Below are 14,918 nucleotides of genomic sequence, written 5' to 3'. Positions count from 1 at the left end.
CAACGGGCTGAAGACCCGGCAGGGTCCGGTGCCGGGCGGGAGGGCTGCGCTGCCGCAGAGACTGCGGGGGCTGCAAAAAGGAAAGCCGGCGCGAAATCCGCGCCGGCTGTTTCGTGTCAGCAGTTTGCCTGCATGCGGGGCAGGGATTACTCCCAGCAGCTGACCAGGACGGTCATGCCGGAGGCCAGCCGGGTCATGGCCGCGTTCGGCAGGCTGCCGCCGGAGGCGGGCTGGGCGGCGGGGCTCAGCCCTGCGCCGTTCAACGCGCCGCGGATCACCTCGGCGTTCACTGCAAAGCTGACGCCTTCGGGCAGCTGCTTCCCGCCGGACTGCTGCGGCAGCAGCATCCCCAGCACCGCGCCGGTTGCATCCAGCACCGGGCCGCCGGCATCGCCGGGCTGGGCTGCCAGCTCCAGCCGGGCGACATTGGTGTTGCCGTCCAGGCTTTTCACGTCTGCAATCTTGCCCCAGGTGAGGCTGGGGGCGCCAAGCACGCCCTCGTAGGAGAAGCCGGAGACCGCGACCTCGGACTGTAGTCGCGGCGAGGCGGTGCTGAGGCCGCCCACGGCGGCAGGCGCCAGCGCCTGCACCGGGGTCAGGACCGCGATGCCGTCAGCGGTGTGATTGGCGGCGACGGTGGCTTCATAGCCGTGATCCAGGGTGATCCGGGTGCAGCCGGCCACCACGTCCGAGGTGGTCAGGACGCTGCCATTTCCGTCCACGAAGAAGCCGCTGCGCGACAGCTTCGGCTTGCGGATCTCCAGGCCGGAGACCAGGTCGACGCTTTGCACCGCGTCGCCGCCTTCTGCCGGGTCCAGCACGCCATCCAGACGGGTGAAGCTGGACTGCATCGCCGCCAGAACGCGCGCGCGGCGCTCTTCGTCGCCCGCGGGCCAGACCAGGGTGAAGCCCTTGATCTCGCCGTTTTTCAGGCTGGCCTGGGTGAAGGAGACGATGCTCGCGTTGCGGCCTTCGATGGTGAAGCTGTCAGCGCCGCGTTCGCGCGGGCCATCCAGCGGCACGATTTCCAGCGTTTGCAGGATGTCGTAGAGGCCGAACAGGGTGCGCTTGTCGCCGGGCTGGCTGATCAGCAGCAGCTGGGCGCCCAGGCCGCCTTTGCTGGTGTAATGGGCAAAGGGCGATTCATAGCGGTCAAAACCCACTTCACTGCCTGGGATCTGCAGCGCGATGCCGGCCTTGGCGTCCTCAGCCCGGGCCATGCCCACGGAGATCAGAGGCGCGTTGAATTCATCCATCAGCACCTGGCGTTGGGCGGTGGTCAGCACGCCGGTCGGCTCAAAGCCGCGGGCTGCCTGCCAGTCGCTCATCGAGGCGCGGGTGCCGCGGCCGAAGGCGCCGTCGATGCCGGAATTGTAGAAGCCTGCCGCCTTCAGGGCGACCTGCAGCTCCATCCGCTGTTCACGGCTGAGCGCGCTTTCGCTGCGCCGCGCCTGGGCCGGGGTTTCATCCGGCAGGGTGGTCTGCAGAGCGGTTTGCGGCTGCGGTTCGGGTTCCTGCACCGCGGGTTCCGCGGGGGCAGGTGCCGGGGCCGGCTGCGCAGGCTGGGTGGCATCCGCGGCCACCGGGTAGAACTGGCTGCGCAGGTTGCGTTCAAAAGCGATGAAGCTGTCGCGCGGGATCTGGCCTTCGGCGCGGTAGACCTGCAGCACCCGTTCTGCGTCCTCGCGGGCGTAGGGGCCCAGCACCACGCCGTACCAGCCGCCGCCAAGCGCATAGCCGGAGACATCGGGCAGGCGGGCGGCATAGCTGCGGGCCTCGTTTTCGGCCTCGCGCAGGGAGGGGCGGGCGGCAATCTGGATCCAGACGCCATCGCGGCTGCTTTGCGCCGAAACCGGCGCCGTGAACGCAATGGCCAGCGCAATCAGCGGCAGGGCCAGAGCGGCAAACAGTTTTTTCATGATCAGGGCCTCGTATCCCGGAAGTACTCTTATTCTTTGAGGCGGAGGTTAAGCATTTTGCGGCGGCAAAGGGAACTCCTCATGACAGGGGGAATTCCCGGCCCGTTGCCGCATTCCCGCACTTTTGTTGCCGATGCGCTGCGGGCATCGGGGCAGAGCCGGGGCCTGATGCGCCGCAGGGCGTTGACCCTGCCAAGAGCCTTGCATAGGAAGAACCCCGCAATTGCTGCCCCAGATGCCCCTAAAGGGATAAGAGATGACCCAGACCAACGGCGCGCCGCGCTCCTTCCAAGAGATTATCCTGAGGCTCCAGAACTACTGGGCCGCAAAAGGCTGCGCGGTGATGCAGCCCTATGACATGGAAGTCGGCGCCGGCACCTTCCACCCGGCGACCACGCTGCGCTCTTTGGGGTCCAAGGCCTGGGCCGCCGCCTATGTGCAGCCCTCGCGCCGCCCGACCGACGGGCGCTATGGCGAGAACCCGAACCGGCTGCAGCATTACTACCAGTACCAGGTGCTGATCAAACCCAGCCCGCCGGACCTGCAGGAGCTGTATCTGGGCAGCCTTCAGGCGATCGGCGTCGATATGGCGATGCATGACATCCGCTTTGTCGAGGATGACTGGGAAAGCCCGACCTTGGGCGCCTGGGGCCTGGGCTGGGAGGTCTGGTGCGATGGCATGGAAGTCAGCCAGTTCACCTACTTCCAGCAGGTCGGCGGCCACGACTGCCACCCGGTGTCGGGTGAGCTGACCTATGGGCTGGAGCGTCTGGCGATGTACATCCTGGGCGTCGATCATGTGATGGACATGCCCTACAACGACCCGGACGCGCTGATCCCGCTGAGCTATGGCGACGTGTTCAAGCAGACCGAGGAAGAATACGCGCGCTGGAACTTTGACGTGGCCAATACCGAAGTGCTGCTGCGCCATTTCGAGGAAGCCGAGGCGGAATGCGCCGCGATCCTCGCGCAGGAACATCAGGACCCGAAGACCGGCAAGCGCATCATCATGGCGCACCCCGCGTATGATCAGTGCATCAAGGCCAGCCACATCTTCAACCTGCTGGATGCCCGCGGGGTGATTTCGGTCACCGAGCGCCAGGCCTATATCGGCCGCGTCCGCGCCCTGGCCAAGCAATGCGCTGATGCCTTTGTGCTGACCGAGGCCGGCGGCCACGCGCCCGAGAGCGCGGCCTGAGCAGGGGGCGGCACGTTATGGGGAAACTCCTTGCCCTGATCCTGATCGTCTCCGGCCTCGCGGCCGGGGGGGCGATGTATTACCTGCAGGTCTATGGCTTTTATGATGAGGTCGCGCTGCAGCCGGGCCGCGATGTGGTGCTGGTGCCGCTGGATGGCGGTGAGGCCCAGCCGATTGCCTATGCGGATTTCGAGGCGATTGACGCCGGCAGCTCCCCCATCCGCTACCGCGCCTGCTTCAGCACAAAGATGACGCCGGACGCGCTGGCGCAGGTCTTTACCCTGTCGGACAAGACCGAGCCGCGCAATGCGCCGGACTGGTTCGAGTGTTTCGATGCTGCAGCTATTGGCGGGAAACTGGCAGAGGGTTCGGCCAAGTCGTTCCTGTCGGTCAAGAACATCTCCTATGGCGTCGACCGCATTGTCGCCGTCACCGATGAGGGCCGCGGCTATGTCTGGCATGAGCTGAATGACTGCGGCCAGAAAGCCTATGACGGCACCGTGGTGGGCGAGGAATGCCCGACGCGGCCTGAGGCGGGTGCAAGCGAATGATGCGCCTTCGCCCGATGCCCGCCTTTTCTGAATTTTCCGCTGCGCCCGCCCGCGCGGCCACGCCCGAGGATATCTGATGCCCGATCTGCTGATTGAACTGTTTTCCGAGGAAATCCCGGCCCGCATGCAGGCGCGTGCCGCCGAGGACCTGAAAAAGCGCGTGACCGATGGTCTGGTCGAGGCGGGTCTGACCTATGCCGGTGCCGCCGCGCTGTCGACACCGCGCCGCCTGACGCTGGCGGTGGATGGCCTGCTGGCGGAAAGCCCGACCATCCGCGAAGAGCGCAAGGGGCCGAAAGTGGGCGCGCCGGACAAGGCCATCGAGGGCTTCCTGCGCGGCGCTGGCCTTACCCGTGACCAGCTGGAAGAGCGCGAGACCCCCAAGGGCGCGGTCTATTTTGCGATGATCGAAAAGCCGGGCCGCCCGGCAGCCGAAATCATTGCCGAGGTGCTGGAAGACACCATCCGCAACTTTCCCTGGCCGAAATCCATGCGCTGGGGCGCAGGGTCCTTGCGCTGGGTGCGGCCCTTGCATTCGATCCTCTGCATCCTGTCGGATGAGGCAGGCGCATCCGTGGTGGATCTGGACATTGATGGCATCAAATCGGGCAACACCACCCGCGGCCACCGCTTCATGGCGCCGGATGAAATCACCGTCACCGGCTTTGACGACTATGCCGCCAAGCTGAAGCGCGCCTTTGTGGTGCTGGACCCGGCGGAACGGCAGGCGGCGATCTGGCAGGAAGCGACCAATCAGGCCTTTGCGTCGGGTCTGGACGTGGTTGAGGACAAGGGCCTGCTGGCTGAGGTTGCCGGGCTGGTCGAATGGCCGGTGGTGCTGATGGGGGCGATTGACGCCGAATTCCTGGAGCTGCCGGCAGAGGTGCTGCAGACCTCGATGAAGGAGCACCAGAAGTTTTTCTCGGTGAAGAACCCCAAGACCGGCCGCATCGAGAGGTTCATCACCGTTGCCAACCGCGAGACCGCGGACAATGGCGCCACCATCCTGGCGGGCAACCAGAAGGTGCTGTCGGCGCGTCTGGCAGATGCCAAGTTCTTCTGGGAAAACGACCTGCGCACGGCCAAGTCCGAAGCGGGCATGAGCGCCTGGGTGGAGAACCTGGGCAACGTGACCTTCCACAACAAGCTGGGCACCCAGGCCGCGCGCATCGACCGTATCGCCGCGCTGGCGCGGGAAATCGCGCCGGTGGTCGGGGCGGACGCAGATCTGGCAGAGCAGGCGGCGCGGGTGGCGAAGGCCGACCTCAGTTCCGAAATGGTCTATGAGTTTCCGGAACTGCAGGGCCTGATGGGCCGCTACTACGCTGAGGCTGGAGGCCTGCCGCAAGAGGTCGCCAACGCCTGCGAACAGCATTACTCGCCGCTGGGGCCGGGTGACGATGTGCCGTCGGAGCCGGTCTCGGTTGCCGTGGCGCTGGCCGACAAGCTGGACACGCTGACCGGCTTCTGGGCGATTGATGAAAAGCCCACCGGGTCGAAAGATCCGTTCGCCCTGCGCCGCGCCGCACTGGGGGTGATCCGGCTGGTGCTGGAGAATGATGTGCGGATGCCGCTGGACCGGTTCTTCGACAGCCAGCTTCTGCGGGCGGAAAGCGCCGCCAATGGCGGGCTGCCGGCGGAGACCGTGAATAGCCTGCTGCAGGAGATTGCAGAGCACGGCGTATTCGGGTCCGCTTTTGAGGCCGTGAAAGAGAGCCTTGGCGGGTCTCCTGCGGAAGCCTTCCTGAACCTCGAAAAGAAGGTTCCGGATACTTCGGATGATCTCCTCTCCTTCTTCCATGACCGGCTCAAGGTCTTCCTGCGTGATCAGGGCATCCGCCATGACGTGATCGACGCCTGCATCGCGATGGACGGCAACGATGACCTGACCCTCTTGGTGAAACGCGCCCGCGCGCTGGAGGATTTCCTTAAGACGGAGGATGGCGGGAACCTGCTGCAAGGCTTCAAACGCGCCAACAACATCCTCAGCCAGGCGGAGGAAAAGGACGGTGTCGAATACTCCTATGGCGCCGACCGCAAGTTTGCCGAGGACGACGCTGAAAAAGCGCTGTTCGATGCGCTGGAGGCGGGCGGGGCGGCGGTCTCTCCGGCCATCGAGGCCGAAGATTTCGCGGCAGCCATGCGGGGCATGGCTGCCCTGCGTGCCCCCATCGATGCGTTCTTTGAAGCGGTGCAGGTGAATGCGGACAGCGAAATCGTCCGCCGCAACCGGCTGAACCTCCTGAGCCAGATCCGTCAGGTCTGCGGTCAGGTTGCCGACCTCACCAAAGTCGAGGGCTGAGAGAGCCGCTGGCCCCTCCATCTTTCTAGAAATACTCCCGCCGGAGGCACCGGCCTTGCCGCAAGGGAAGGCCGGTTTTCCGTATCTGCGCCCGCCTGACCCGTTACCGCCCCGTTACAAGACCCTTGCGCCGTCGCGTCTTGGCCTTATGGTGACTTTCAAAGGAGACGTGCTGCAGTGCAGAAAGATTTCGAACAGACCCCGCAGGCCTCGCTGATCACTTCGACAGCTCCCATTGCCACCGCCACCCACGGCGGCCGGGCGAAATGCCTGCAGCGGCTGGTGCGGCTGGACCTGCCGGTGCCGCGCACGGTGGCGCTGTCGTTTGATGCGGTGCACTCCATTGCCGAGGGGCAGATGCCGGACTTGGGTGCGGTGCTGGCTGAATTCGACCCGGAGGCGCTCCTGTGCGTGCGCCCGTCCTCGGAGGATCCGGATTGGGGCGGGCCGGGCGCGATCCTGAACATCGGCATGAACGATGCCCGCTATGTCGACCTCTGCGACAGCCTGGGGCGGGAGGCCGCGGCGGCGCTCTATCTGCGGTTCGTGCAGTCTTATGCGGTGCATGTGGCGCGGCTGGACCCGGATGTGTTCGACGATGTCGAGGACGGCGGCCCGGATGCCCTGAGCGAGATCCTGCATGCCTATGAGGCAGAGACGGACGAGCCTTTCCCGCAGGACCCAGGCGAGCAGCTGGCGGCGGTGCTGCGCTCGATGGCACGGGCCTGGGAGGGCACCTCGGCGCGGCTGCTGCGCCAGGCCAAGGGGGCGCCGGCCGATGCGGGCCTCGGGCTGGTGGTGCAGGAGATGATCCCGGGCGTGGGCCAGGGCGAATGCGGTTCGGGTGTCTTGCAGCTGGTGAATTCCACCACCGGCATGCCGCAGCTGACCGGCCGCTATCTGAGCCAGAGCCAGGGGCGTGATGCGCTGGGGGCCGGGGCCGGGGCGCTGTACCTGGGCAAGGATGCGCGCGGGCTGTCGCTGGAGGAACTGGCGCCGGAGGCTTTTGCGGACCTGAAGGCCCACGCGGCGCAGATGCGGGTGAAGCTGCGCGAGGAGATGCAGCTGGAGTTCGTCATCGAGAGCGGCCGGGTGCACATTCTGGACGGGGTGCGGGTGGCGCGCTCGTCGCAGGCGGCGGTGCGGATTGCCATTGCGCTGGCCGAGGACGGGGTGATCCCCAAGGAAGAGGCGCTGATGCGCGTGGATGCGCATATCCTGAACGAGCTGCTGCACCGCCAGGTGGCGCCGGATGCCGAGCGCGACGTGATCGGCCGCGGCATTGCCGCAAGCCCCGGCGCCGCGACCGGCAAGCTGGTGTTCACCGCCGCCGGGGCGCAGGCCAGTGCTGCGCGCGGTGAGCCCTGCATCCTGGTGCGCCGGGAAACCTCGCCCGAGGATGTGCGCGGCATGCATGCCGCCGCCGGTGTACTGACGGAGAAGGGCGGCATGACAAGCCATGCGGCGGTGATCGGGCGCGGCCTCGGCCTGCCGTGCATTGTCGGCGCCTCCAACATGAAATTCCACAGCAAGCGCAAGATGCTGGAGTCCGCCGATGGCCGGGTGTTCAACGCGGGCGACATCATCACCATCGACGGCAGCAGCGGCCAGGTGCTGGCAGGCCAGCCGCAGATGCTGGAGGCGGCTGAGGACGGGGCGCTGCTGACCCTGCTGGCCTGGGCCGACGAGGCCCGCGATATCGGCATCCGTGCCAATGCCGACACTCCGGAAGACGCTGAAATGGCGCGGAAATTCAACGCACAGGGCATCGGCTTGTGCCGGACGGAGCATATGTTCTTTGAGCCCGGGCGGCTGACCGTGATGCGCGAGATGATCTTTGCTGAGACGCCCTCGGGCCGGGCGGCGGTGCTGGAGCGCCTGCTGCCGATGCAGCGCGACGACTTCCGCGAGCTGTTCCGGATCATGGAGGGGATGCCGGTCTGCATCCGCCTGTTCGACCCGCCGCTGCATGAATTCCTGCCCGCCACCAAGACCGGCCAGCGCGAATTGTCGGAGGCCTTGGGCATTCCGGTGAGCGATGTGACCCGGCGGGTGGAGGAGATGGACGAGTACAACCCGATGCTGGGCCTGCGCGGGGTGCGGCTGGGGGTCACCGTGCCGGAAATCTACGACATGCAGGCGCGCGCCATTTTCGAGGCCACGCTGGAGGCCTCGAAATGGGGCGAGCCGGTGGTGCCGGAGATCATGATCCCGCTGGTGTCGGCCAAGCGCGAAGTGGAGCTGGTCAAGGCCCGCATCGATGCGGTGGCCGCGGCGGTGAAATCGGAGCGCGGCGAGGATTTCACCTACCGGCTGGGGGTGATGGTGGAAACGCCGCGCGCGGCGCTGCGGGCGGGGGAGATTTCGCCGCATACGGCTTTCCTCAGCTTCGGCACCAACGACCTCACGCAGATGACCTATGGGCTGTCGCGCGATGACGCCGGGCGGTTCATGTCGGAATATGTGAACCAGGGGGTGTTCCCGGAGGATCCGTTCCATGTGCTGGACACCGACGGGGTTGGCGAACTGCTGAAACTGGGGGTTCAAAGGGGCCGCGCGGAGAACGGCGAGATCACGCTGTCGATCTGCGGCGAGCATGGCGGCAACCCCGAATCGATTGCATTTTGCCGTGACGCGGGATTTGATTACGTTTCCTGCTCGCCGTTCCGGGTTCCGGTTGCGCGGTTAGCCGCCGCCCAGCTGGCAATCAGCAGCCGAACCGGGCAGATCGCGCCAACTTACCAAAAATATTAGGAAAATTCTGAATATCCAGTGGCCGGAGACGGTCCTGGCCCCGCCTGTGCGTTAACCATGCTGTCGCACCCCCGGGCGGCAAGCTGGACGTTTGGGGTCATTTCCTTTAAAGGCTGCGTCCGCATGTGGCCGGGGCAACCGGTTGCAAGCTGCTAGGACGGGGGAACCCTGAATGAAATTGTTGACTATGATTGCCGTGATGGCTGCCACCATCACGATGGGTAAGAGTGTTTCTGCCGAAACCGGCCTGGATGCGCTGATCGAGCGTGAGCAGGCCAGTCTCAACGCGGTGCCTGCGCGGAAGTTCAGCGGATTTTTCGGATTCCGCTCCAATCCGTTCAAGAACCGCAAGACCGGCACGCAACAGGTGGAGTACTCAAAAGCCTGGCTGGATGCCCAGCCCAAAGCGACCGGCGGCGAACAGTTCGCCTGCCTGGCCGAGGCGCTGTACTTCGAGGCGCGCGGCGAGACCGTGAAGGGCCAGTTCGCGGTGGCCGAGGTGATCCTGAACCGGGTCCAGAGCGAACAGTTCCCGAACACGCCTTGCGGGGTGATCAACCAGGGGACCGGGCGCAAGTACCAGTGCCAGTTCACCTACACCTGCGACGGCTACGAGGAAGTGATCCGCGAGAAGAAAGCGTATCAGCGGGTGGCCAAGGTGGCGCGTGCCGCGCTGGACGGGCTGAAGTCGGAGCTGACCGCAGGCGCGACCTACTATCACACCACCGCGGTGCGCCCGCGCTGGAGCCGCACCTTCACAAACACCACGCGCATCGGCGTGCATCTGTTCTACCGCGACGATCGCTATCAGACCGCGATGAGCAACTGATGTCTTGAAGGCGGCATCCCGGTGCCGCTTTCTGCTACTGGCATGGCGTATGCGGGACTGTTAAGAAGCCGCTGAAAGTCTATTGTTGGGTCCCGCACCTGACACAGCCAGCCAAAGGCCCGTTTCCCATGTCCTCTGAAATCCGCCTTGCCTTTGCGCATCCGTCCGAACGTTCGATGGCCACCGCGGCTCCCGGCCCGCTGGACCGGATTTCGCTGCGAGACCATACGGTCGAAGTGGAGATCGGCGCGTTCCAGGCAGAGCGCGGCACCACCCAGCGGATCAGTTTCAACGTGGTGGTCGAAATCGCGCCGCTGCCCAAGGACCTGGACGACGATGTCGACCGGATCCTGTCCTATGACAAGCTGACCGAGGCCATCGCCCATGAACTGGCGGCGGAACGGCTGAACCTGCTGGAGACGCTGGCCGAGCGTGTGGCGGAACGGATCCTGCTGGAGCATCAGGCGGTGCGCGCCTTTGTGCGGATCGAGAAGCTGGACCGCGGTCCCGGCGCGCTGGGCGTCGAGGTGGTCCGCTCCAAGGATCAGATCAGCCATCTGGCGGAAGAGCAGGACCGCCCGCATCCGCGGCTGATGTACCTGTCCAATGGTGCCATCGACAGTGAACACCTGACCACCTGGATCGACCAGATGGAGTGCCGCAAGCGGCCGCTGATCCTGTGCGTCGGAACGCATCCGCTGGCGGTGCCTGCCACGGGTCACAAATGGACCCAGCGGCGGATCGATTTGCTGGCGATTGAACAGAATGCCTGGCGCCTTGCGGCCAAGGACGACCGCTGCGTCGTGGTCTCCACCCGGACCGAGCTGGACTGGGCGATGAAGAACGGCCAGATCTGTGTCTGGGCGCCGTCCAAGATCGTGCTGGATGCGGTGGACGGCCCTTCGGCGCCGCCGTCGAACTCGGTGGCGCTGGCGGCCTGGTTTGCGGCGACCTTCGAGGCGGGCGAGATGATTGTGCTTGGCGGGGATTTGCCTGATAATCCCGGTGTCCCCTTGCGGGCCGTCAGCGTGGAGCAAGCACAACTGTGACATATTACCGGCCGTTGGTTCAGCACGGTGAGGCGCGTCCCGAAGGCGCGGTTCCGCTGGCGGGCAGTGCACTGTGGTTCACCGAGGTTGAAATCCTCAGCCGCGAGGCGCCGCCGCGGATTGTGCCTGCGGGCCTGGTGCCTGAGATGGAGCGCCGCCGCCTGAGCGCGCGGCGTGCGTCGATTGCCGGGCTGGACATGACACAGCCGCAGATCATGGGCATTCTGAACGTGACGCCGGACAGTTTCTCGGATGGCGGCAAACATGCCGGTATCGAGGCTGGAAAGGCAGCGGCACTGCAGATGGCGGCTGATGGCGCCACGATCATCGACGTGGGCGGCGAGTCCACCCGGCCCGGGGCTGCCGAAGTGCCCGAAGCCGAGGAGATCGAGCGCACGGCGCCGGTGATCGCGGCCATTCGTGCCGAGAGCCCGGTGCCGGTCTCCATCGATACCCGCAAAGCCACCGTAGGCATGGAGGCGCTGGAAGCGGGGGCGAACCTGCTGAATGATGTCTCAGGCTTCACCTTTGATCCGGCGCTGGCGCCGCTGGCGGCGCAGGCCAGCGTGCCGGTCTGCATCATGCATGCGCAGGGCGATCCGGCCACCATGCAGGATGACCCGCAATACGGAAATGTGCTGCTGGATGTCTATGACTTCCTGAGCGATCAGATCGACCGGCTGGAAGCCATCGGCGTGGTGCGCGAGCAGATCGTGGTCGACCCGGGCATCGGGTTCGGCAAGACGCAGGCGCACAACCTGACGCTGCTGCGCAATCTCAGCCTGTTTCACGGGCTTGGCTGCCCGGTGCTGCTGGGGGTGTCGCGCAAGAAATTCATCGGCACCATCGGCGATGCGCCGCGCGCGGATGCAAGGGCGCCGGGGTCGATTGCGGTAGGGCTTGCAGCGCTGGCGCAAGGCGTGCAATTCCTGCGCGTGCATGACGTGGCTGAGACGGTCCAGGCTCTGCGGCTTTGGCAGGCGGTCCGGTAAGGCCTTATTGGCAGGAAAGCATAATGCGGAAACTCTTTGGTACCGATGGCGTGCGCGGCACGGCCAACATCCATCCCATGACCGCGGAGATGGCGCTGCGCATCGGCGCGGCGGTGGGGCGCTATTTCCGGCGTGACGGCACCGGGGTGCACCGGGTGGTGATCGGCAAGGATACCCGTCTGTCCGGCTATATGTTCGAGAACGCGCTGACGGCGGGGCTGACCTCGACCGGCATGAACGTGCTGCTGCTTGGGCCGGTGCCGACGCCGGCGGTGGGGCTGATGACGCGCTCGATGCGGGCGGATCTTGGCGTGATGATCTCTGCCAGCCACAACCCGTCCGAGGACAACGGCATCAAGTTCTTCGGCCCCGACGGCTTTAAGCTGTCGGACGGTGCCGAGTTGGAGATCGAGGCGCTGGTGGAGGCCGGGGTCGAACCGGCCCAGGCTGTCAATATCGGCCGTGCCAAGCGGATCGATGATGCCCGGTTCCGCTATGGCGAGCGGGTCAAAAGCTCCTTGCCGCGCAATCTGGGCCTCAATGGCCTGAAGGTGGTGATCGACTGTGCCAATGGCGCGGCGCACCGGACCGCGCCCGAGGTCCTGTGGGAACTGGGGGCTGAGGTGATCCCGGTGGGGGTGGCGCCGGATGGTCTGAACATCAACCGCGGCTGCGGTTCGACCCATCCGCAGGCCGCGGCTGAGGCGGTGGTGGCACATGGCGCGCATGTCGGGATCTGCCTGGACGGCGATGCCGACCGGGTGATCCTGATCGATGAGACCGGCACCGTGGCGGATGGCGACCAGCTGATGGCGCTGCTGGCCAGCCGCTGGGCGGAGGATGGCCTGCTGACCGGCGGGGCGCTGGTTGCAACCGTGATGTCGAACCTCGGGCTTGAGCGTTTCCTGGAGGGCAAGGGCCTGGGGCTGGAGCGCACGGCTGTGGGCGACCGCTATGTGGTGGAACGGATGCGCGAAGGCGGGTTCAACCTGGGCGGCGAGCAATCCGGCCATATCGTGATGAGTGACTATGCCACCACTGGCGACGGGCTGATGGCGGGGCTGCATTTCCTGGCGGCGATGGTGCAGACCGGCCAGAAGGCCTCCGCGCTGGCGCATCAGTTCGAGACCGTGCCGCAGCGGCTGCGCAACGTGCGGTTCCAGGCGGGCCAGGTGCCGCTGGAGGATGCGCGTGTGCAGGAGGCGATTGCCGCGGCTGAGAAGATGCTGGACGGCCAGGGGCGCCTCTTGATCCGCAAGTCCGGCACCGAGCCGCTGGTGCGGGTGATGGCCGAAAGCGAAGACGCAGAAGTGATGACGCTGGCGGTCGACAGTGTTGTTGCCGCGGTTGAGGCGGCTGTCGCGGAGTAACTGAAGGGGGCGTTTAGCCCCCTTTGCCGAACAGGCGGCTGAGCCTGCCGAACTGGCTAAGGCCAAGGCCGCCCAGGATCAGAACCATTGCCAGCAGCATCGAGGGCGGCAGTTCCTCGCCCAGGAACACCGCCCCCAGCACCACCGCCCAGACCGGCACCTGGTAATTGGTGAGGGTCATGAAGGTCGGCCCTGCCTCGCGCACCACGATGACGCGCAGGAGATTGGCGGCGGCGGTCGGGATCAGGCCTAGGATGGCGGCGATCAGCAGCGTCCGCGTGTCCGGCATCACCGGCGGGCCTTCGGCAATCCAGGCGGCCGGAAAGATGATGAAACAGCCGATCACCAAAAAGATTGCAGCCAGCCCGACCGGGTCGGCGGGCGGCAGGCGGCGGGTCAGGATGGAACTGACGGAGTAGCAGGCCGCCGCTGACAGGCAGGCAGCGCGGCCATAGGCTTCCAGCTGGGCGCCGCTCGTCTCAAACGCCTTGCCGCCGATCAGCAGTGCGACCCCGGCAAAGCCGATGCAGAAACCGATGAGGCGGCGCAGGGTCATCTGCTCCCCGGGCACAAAGACATGCGCCAAGGGCAGCACCATCAGCGGGATTGCCGCCATGCTGACACCGGTGAAGCCGGAGGAGACATGCTGCTGGCCCCAGTTGATCAGCATGAAGGGCAGGGCGGTGCTGAGGATGCCGATCAGGATCAGCGAGGGCCAGTTGGCCTCGCCCCGGAACAGCTTGAACCCGCGCCACCCCCAGACCGCACAGAGCAGGAGCGCAGCAAAGCCGATCCGGCTGGCCGCCAGCCAGAATGGGGTGGTTCCCTCCAGCGCCAGCTTGATCAGCAGAAAGGTTCCGCCCCAGACAAAGCCCAGGGTGGCAATCATCAGCCAGTAGCGCGGGGCGATATCGGGCATGGGGTCCTCGTGCCGGGTCTCCGCGCGACAAGACCCCGCCGGGCGGGCGGGGTCAATGGCAATTGCTTTGTTACCGATCGAAGTGTTTGCTCTCAGGCAGTGCGCGGGCGGCGGTTGCGGCTGAGGAGGAGGCCGCCGAGGATCAGTGCAAGGGCGGCAAACAGCTGCGGCGGCAGGGTTTCGCCCAGGAGGGCGGCGCCGAAGATCACCGACCAGACCGGCACCTGGTAGTTCACGGTGGACAGGAATGCCGGGCCTGCGCTGCGGGCGACTTGCACAAGCAGCACCTGGGCGAGGGCGGTGGGCAGCAGGCCAAGGTAGATAACGGCACCAAGCGGCAGGACGGCGGGCAGCTCCGGCACGCCCTCGGCCCAGAGCGCGGCGGGGGTCATCATGGCGGCCCCGCAGAGGAGAGCGGCGGCGGAGAGCGACAGCATGTTCACCTGCGGGCAGAGCCGGGTGATGATCGAGCCTATGGCGTAGCACAGAGAGGCGCCAAGGCAGGCAAGGCGGGCCAGCGATTCAAAGTCGGACCCGGCAGAGCGGAAGGCGTCGAGCCCGATCAGCACCACCACACCGGCAAAGCCGATCAGGAAGCTGATGGTGCGGCGCAGGGTCATATGCTCACCCGGCACCAGCAGATGCGCCAGCGGCAGCACAAACAGCGGCACCACCGCCATGCAGACCCCGGCAAAGCCGCTGGCCACATAGGTCTGCCCCCAGCTGAGCAGGGTGAAGGGCAGGGCGTTGGTGAAGAACCCCATGCCGAAGGCGCAGGCCCAGATGATGCGGCCCTCGCGGGAACGCGGGGACGGCAGGCAGATGCCCATGGCATAGACCACGCTCAGGAGACACAGCGCGCCGATGGAGATCCTGAGCGCGGCGATGGTCATTGGCGGGAAGCCCCGCAGCGCCAGCGACACCGCCATGAAGGAGGCGCCCCAGATCACACCGAGGAGCAGGAGCTTGGCCCAATTTGCGGCGCCGGGGGAGTCTGGCATCGGATACCCTCAATGAAACAAATGAAAAAGGGCG

11 protein-coding genes are annotated in these 14,918 nt (G+C 66.0%); 8 read left to right on the top strand and 3 right to left on the bottom strand.

Annotated features, from left to right (window positions below):
* Positions 1 to 146: 146 nt before the first annotated feature.
* Entirely contained in the window at positions 147 to 1,919 is a 1,773-nt protein-coding gene (locus K3725_RS14070; RefSeq protein WP_260015929.1) for a trypsin-like peptidase domain-containing protein, read from the bottom strand.
* A gap of 256 nt (positions 1,920 to 2,175) precedes the next feature.
* On the opposite strand from K3725_RS14070, the gene K3725_RS14065 reads away from it, so the two are divergent.
* The 8 genes from K3725_RS14065 to glmM all read left to right on the top strand — a co-directional run bounded on the left by K3725_RS14065 (position 2,176) and on the right by glmM (position 12,964).
* The gene (locus K3725_RS14065) at positions 2,176 to 3,117 is read left to right on the top strand and encodes a glycine--tRNA ligase subunit alpha (protein ID WP_260015928.1); all 942 of its coding nucleotides are present in this window, start codon (positions 2,176 to 2,178) and stop codon (positions 3,115 to 3,117) included.
* A gap of 17 nt (positions 3,118 to 3,134) precedes the next feature.
* A complete protein-coding gene (locus K3725_RS14060; protein ID WP_260015927.1) occupies positions 3,135 to 3,668 on the top strand; it encodes a DUF6446 family protein in 534 nt (177 codons plus the stop codon).
* 76 nt (positions 3,669 to 3,744) lie between these two features.
* Positions 3,745 to 5,970 carry a glycine--tRNA ligase subunit beta gene (gene glyS / locus K3725_RS14055; protein ID WP_260015926.1) on the top strand — a complete coding sequence of 742 codons (2,226 nt, stop codon included), beginning with the start codon at positions 3,745 to 3,747 and terminating at the stop codon, positions 5,968 to 5,970.
* Positions 5,971 to 6,147: 177 nt separating this feature from the next.
* A complete protein-coding gene (locus K3725_RS14050) occupies positions 6,148 to 8,724 on the top strand; it encodes a pyruvate, phosphate dikinase (protein WP_260015925.1) in 2,577 nt (858 codons plus the stop codon).
* 172 nt (positions 8,725 to 8,896) lie between these two features.
* Positions 8,897 to 9,553, top strand: coding sequence for a cell wall hydrolase (locus K3725_RS14045; protein ID WP_260015924.1), 657 nt, complete (start codon positions 8,897 to 8,899; stop codon positions 9,551 to 9,553).
* A 128-nt stretch (positions 9,554 to 9,681) separates the two neighbouring features.
* Positions 9,682 to 10,602, top strand: coding sequence for a dihydroneopterin aldolase (locus K3725_RS14040; RefSeq protein WP_260015923.1), 921 nt, complete (start codon positions 9,682 to 9,684; stop codon positions 10,600 to 10,602).
* Positions 10,599 to 11,594 carry a dihydropteroate synthase gene (folP, locus tag K3725_RS14035; RefSeq protein WP_260015922.1) on the top strand — a complete coding sequence of 332 codons (996 nt, stop codon included), beginning with the start codon at positions 10,599 to 10,601 and terminating at the stop codon, positions 11,592 to 11,594. The genes K3725_RS14040 and folP overlap by 4 nt, the downstream gene beginning before the upstream one ends.
* Before the next feature lie 23 nt (positions 11,595 to 11,617).
* Positions 11,618 to 12,964, top strand: a complete 1,347-nt coding sequence (glmM, locus tag K3725_RS14030; protein WP_260015921.1) for a phosphoglucosamine mutase — start codon at positions 11,618 to 11,620, stop codon at positions 12,962 to 12,964.
* A 13-nt stretch (positions 12,965 to 12,977) separates the two neighbouring features.
* Here the strand turns inward: glmM and K3725_RS14025 are convergent, their stop codons facing one another.
* Both K3725_RS14025 and K3725_RS14020 read right to left on the bottom strand, forming a co-directional pair.
* Positions 12,978 to 13,883 (bottom strand): DMT family transporter, encoded by a 906-nt coding sequence (locus tag K3725_RS14025; protein WP_260015920.1) that lies wholly within the window; start codon positions 13,881 to 13,883, stop codon positions 12,978 to 12,980.
* A gap of 92 nt (positions 13,884 to 13,975) precedes the next feature.
* Positions 13,976 to 14,884 (bottom strand): DMT family transporter, encoded by a 909-nt coding sequence (locus K3725_RS14020; RefSeq protein ID WP_260015919.1) that lies wholly within the window; start codon positions 14,882 to 14,884, stop codon positions 13,976 to 13,978.
* Positions 14,885 to 14,918: the final 34 nt, after the last annotated feature.

Source organism: Leisingera sp. S132 (assembly GCF_025144465.1).
Lineage (GTDB): Bacteria > Pseudomonadota > Alphaproteobacteria > Rhodobacterales > Rhodobacteraceae > Leisingera.
Note: the sequence above shows the minus strand (reverse complement) of the source record. Positions and strands in the feature narration are given on the sequence as shown.

Bases quoted from the DNA above. Each gene is read 5' to 3' on its own strand.
- K3725_RS14070 (WP_260015929.1), bottom strand. From the start codon at position 1,919: ATGAAAAAACTGTTTGCCGCTCTGGCCCTGCCGCTGATTGCGCTGGCC.
- K3725_RS14065 (WP_260015928.1), top strand. From the start codon at position 2,176: ATGACCCAGACCAACGGCGCGCCGCGCTCCTTCCAAGAGATTATCCTG.
- K3725_RS14060 (WP_260015927.1), top strand. From the start codon at position 3,135: ATGGGGAAACTCCTTGCCCTGATCCTGATCGTCTCCGGCCTCGCGGCC.
- glyS (WP_260015926.1), top strand. From the start codon at position 3,745: ATGCCCGATCTGCTGATTGAACTGTTTTCCGAGGAAATCCCGGCCCGC.
- K3725_RS14045 (WP_260015924.1), top strand. From the start codon at position 8,897: ATGAAATTGTTGACTATGATTGCCGTGATGGCTGCCACCATCACGATG.
- K3725_RS14040 (WP_260015923.1), top strand. From the start codon at position 9,682: ATGTCCTCTGAAATCCGCCTTGCCTTTGCGCATCCGTCCGAACGTTCG.
- glmM (WP_260015921.1), top strand. From the start codon at position 11,618: ATGCGGAAACTCTTTGGTACCGATGGCGTGCGCGGCACGGCCAACATC.
- K3725_RS14025 (WP_260015920.1), bottom strand. From the start codon at position 13,883: ATGCCCGATATCGCCCCGCGCTACTGGCTGATGATTGCCACCCTGGGC.
- K3725_RS14020 (WP_260015919.1), bottom strand. From the start codon at position 14,884: ATGCCAGACTCCCCCGGCGCCGCAAATTGGGCCAAGCTCCTGCTCCTC.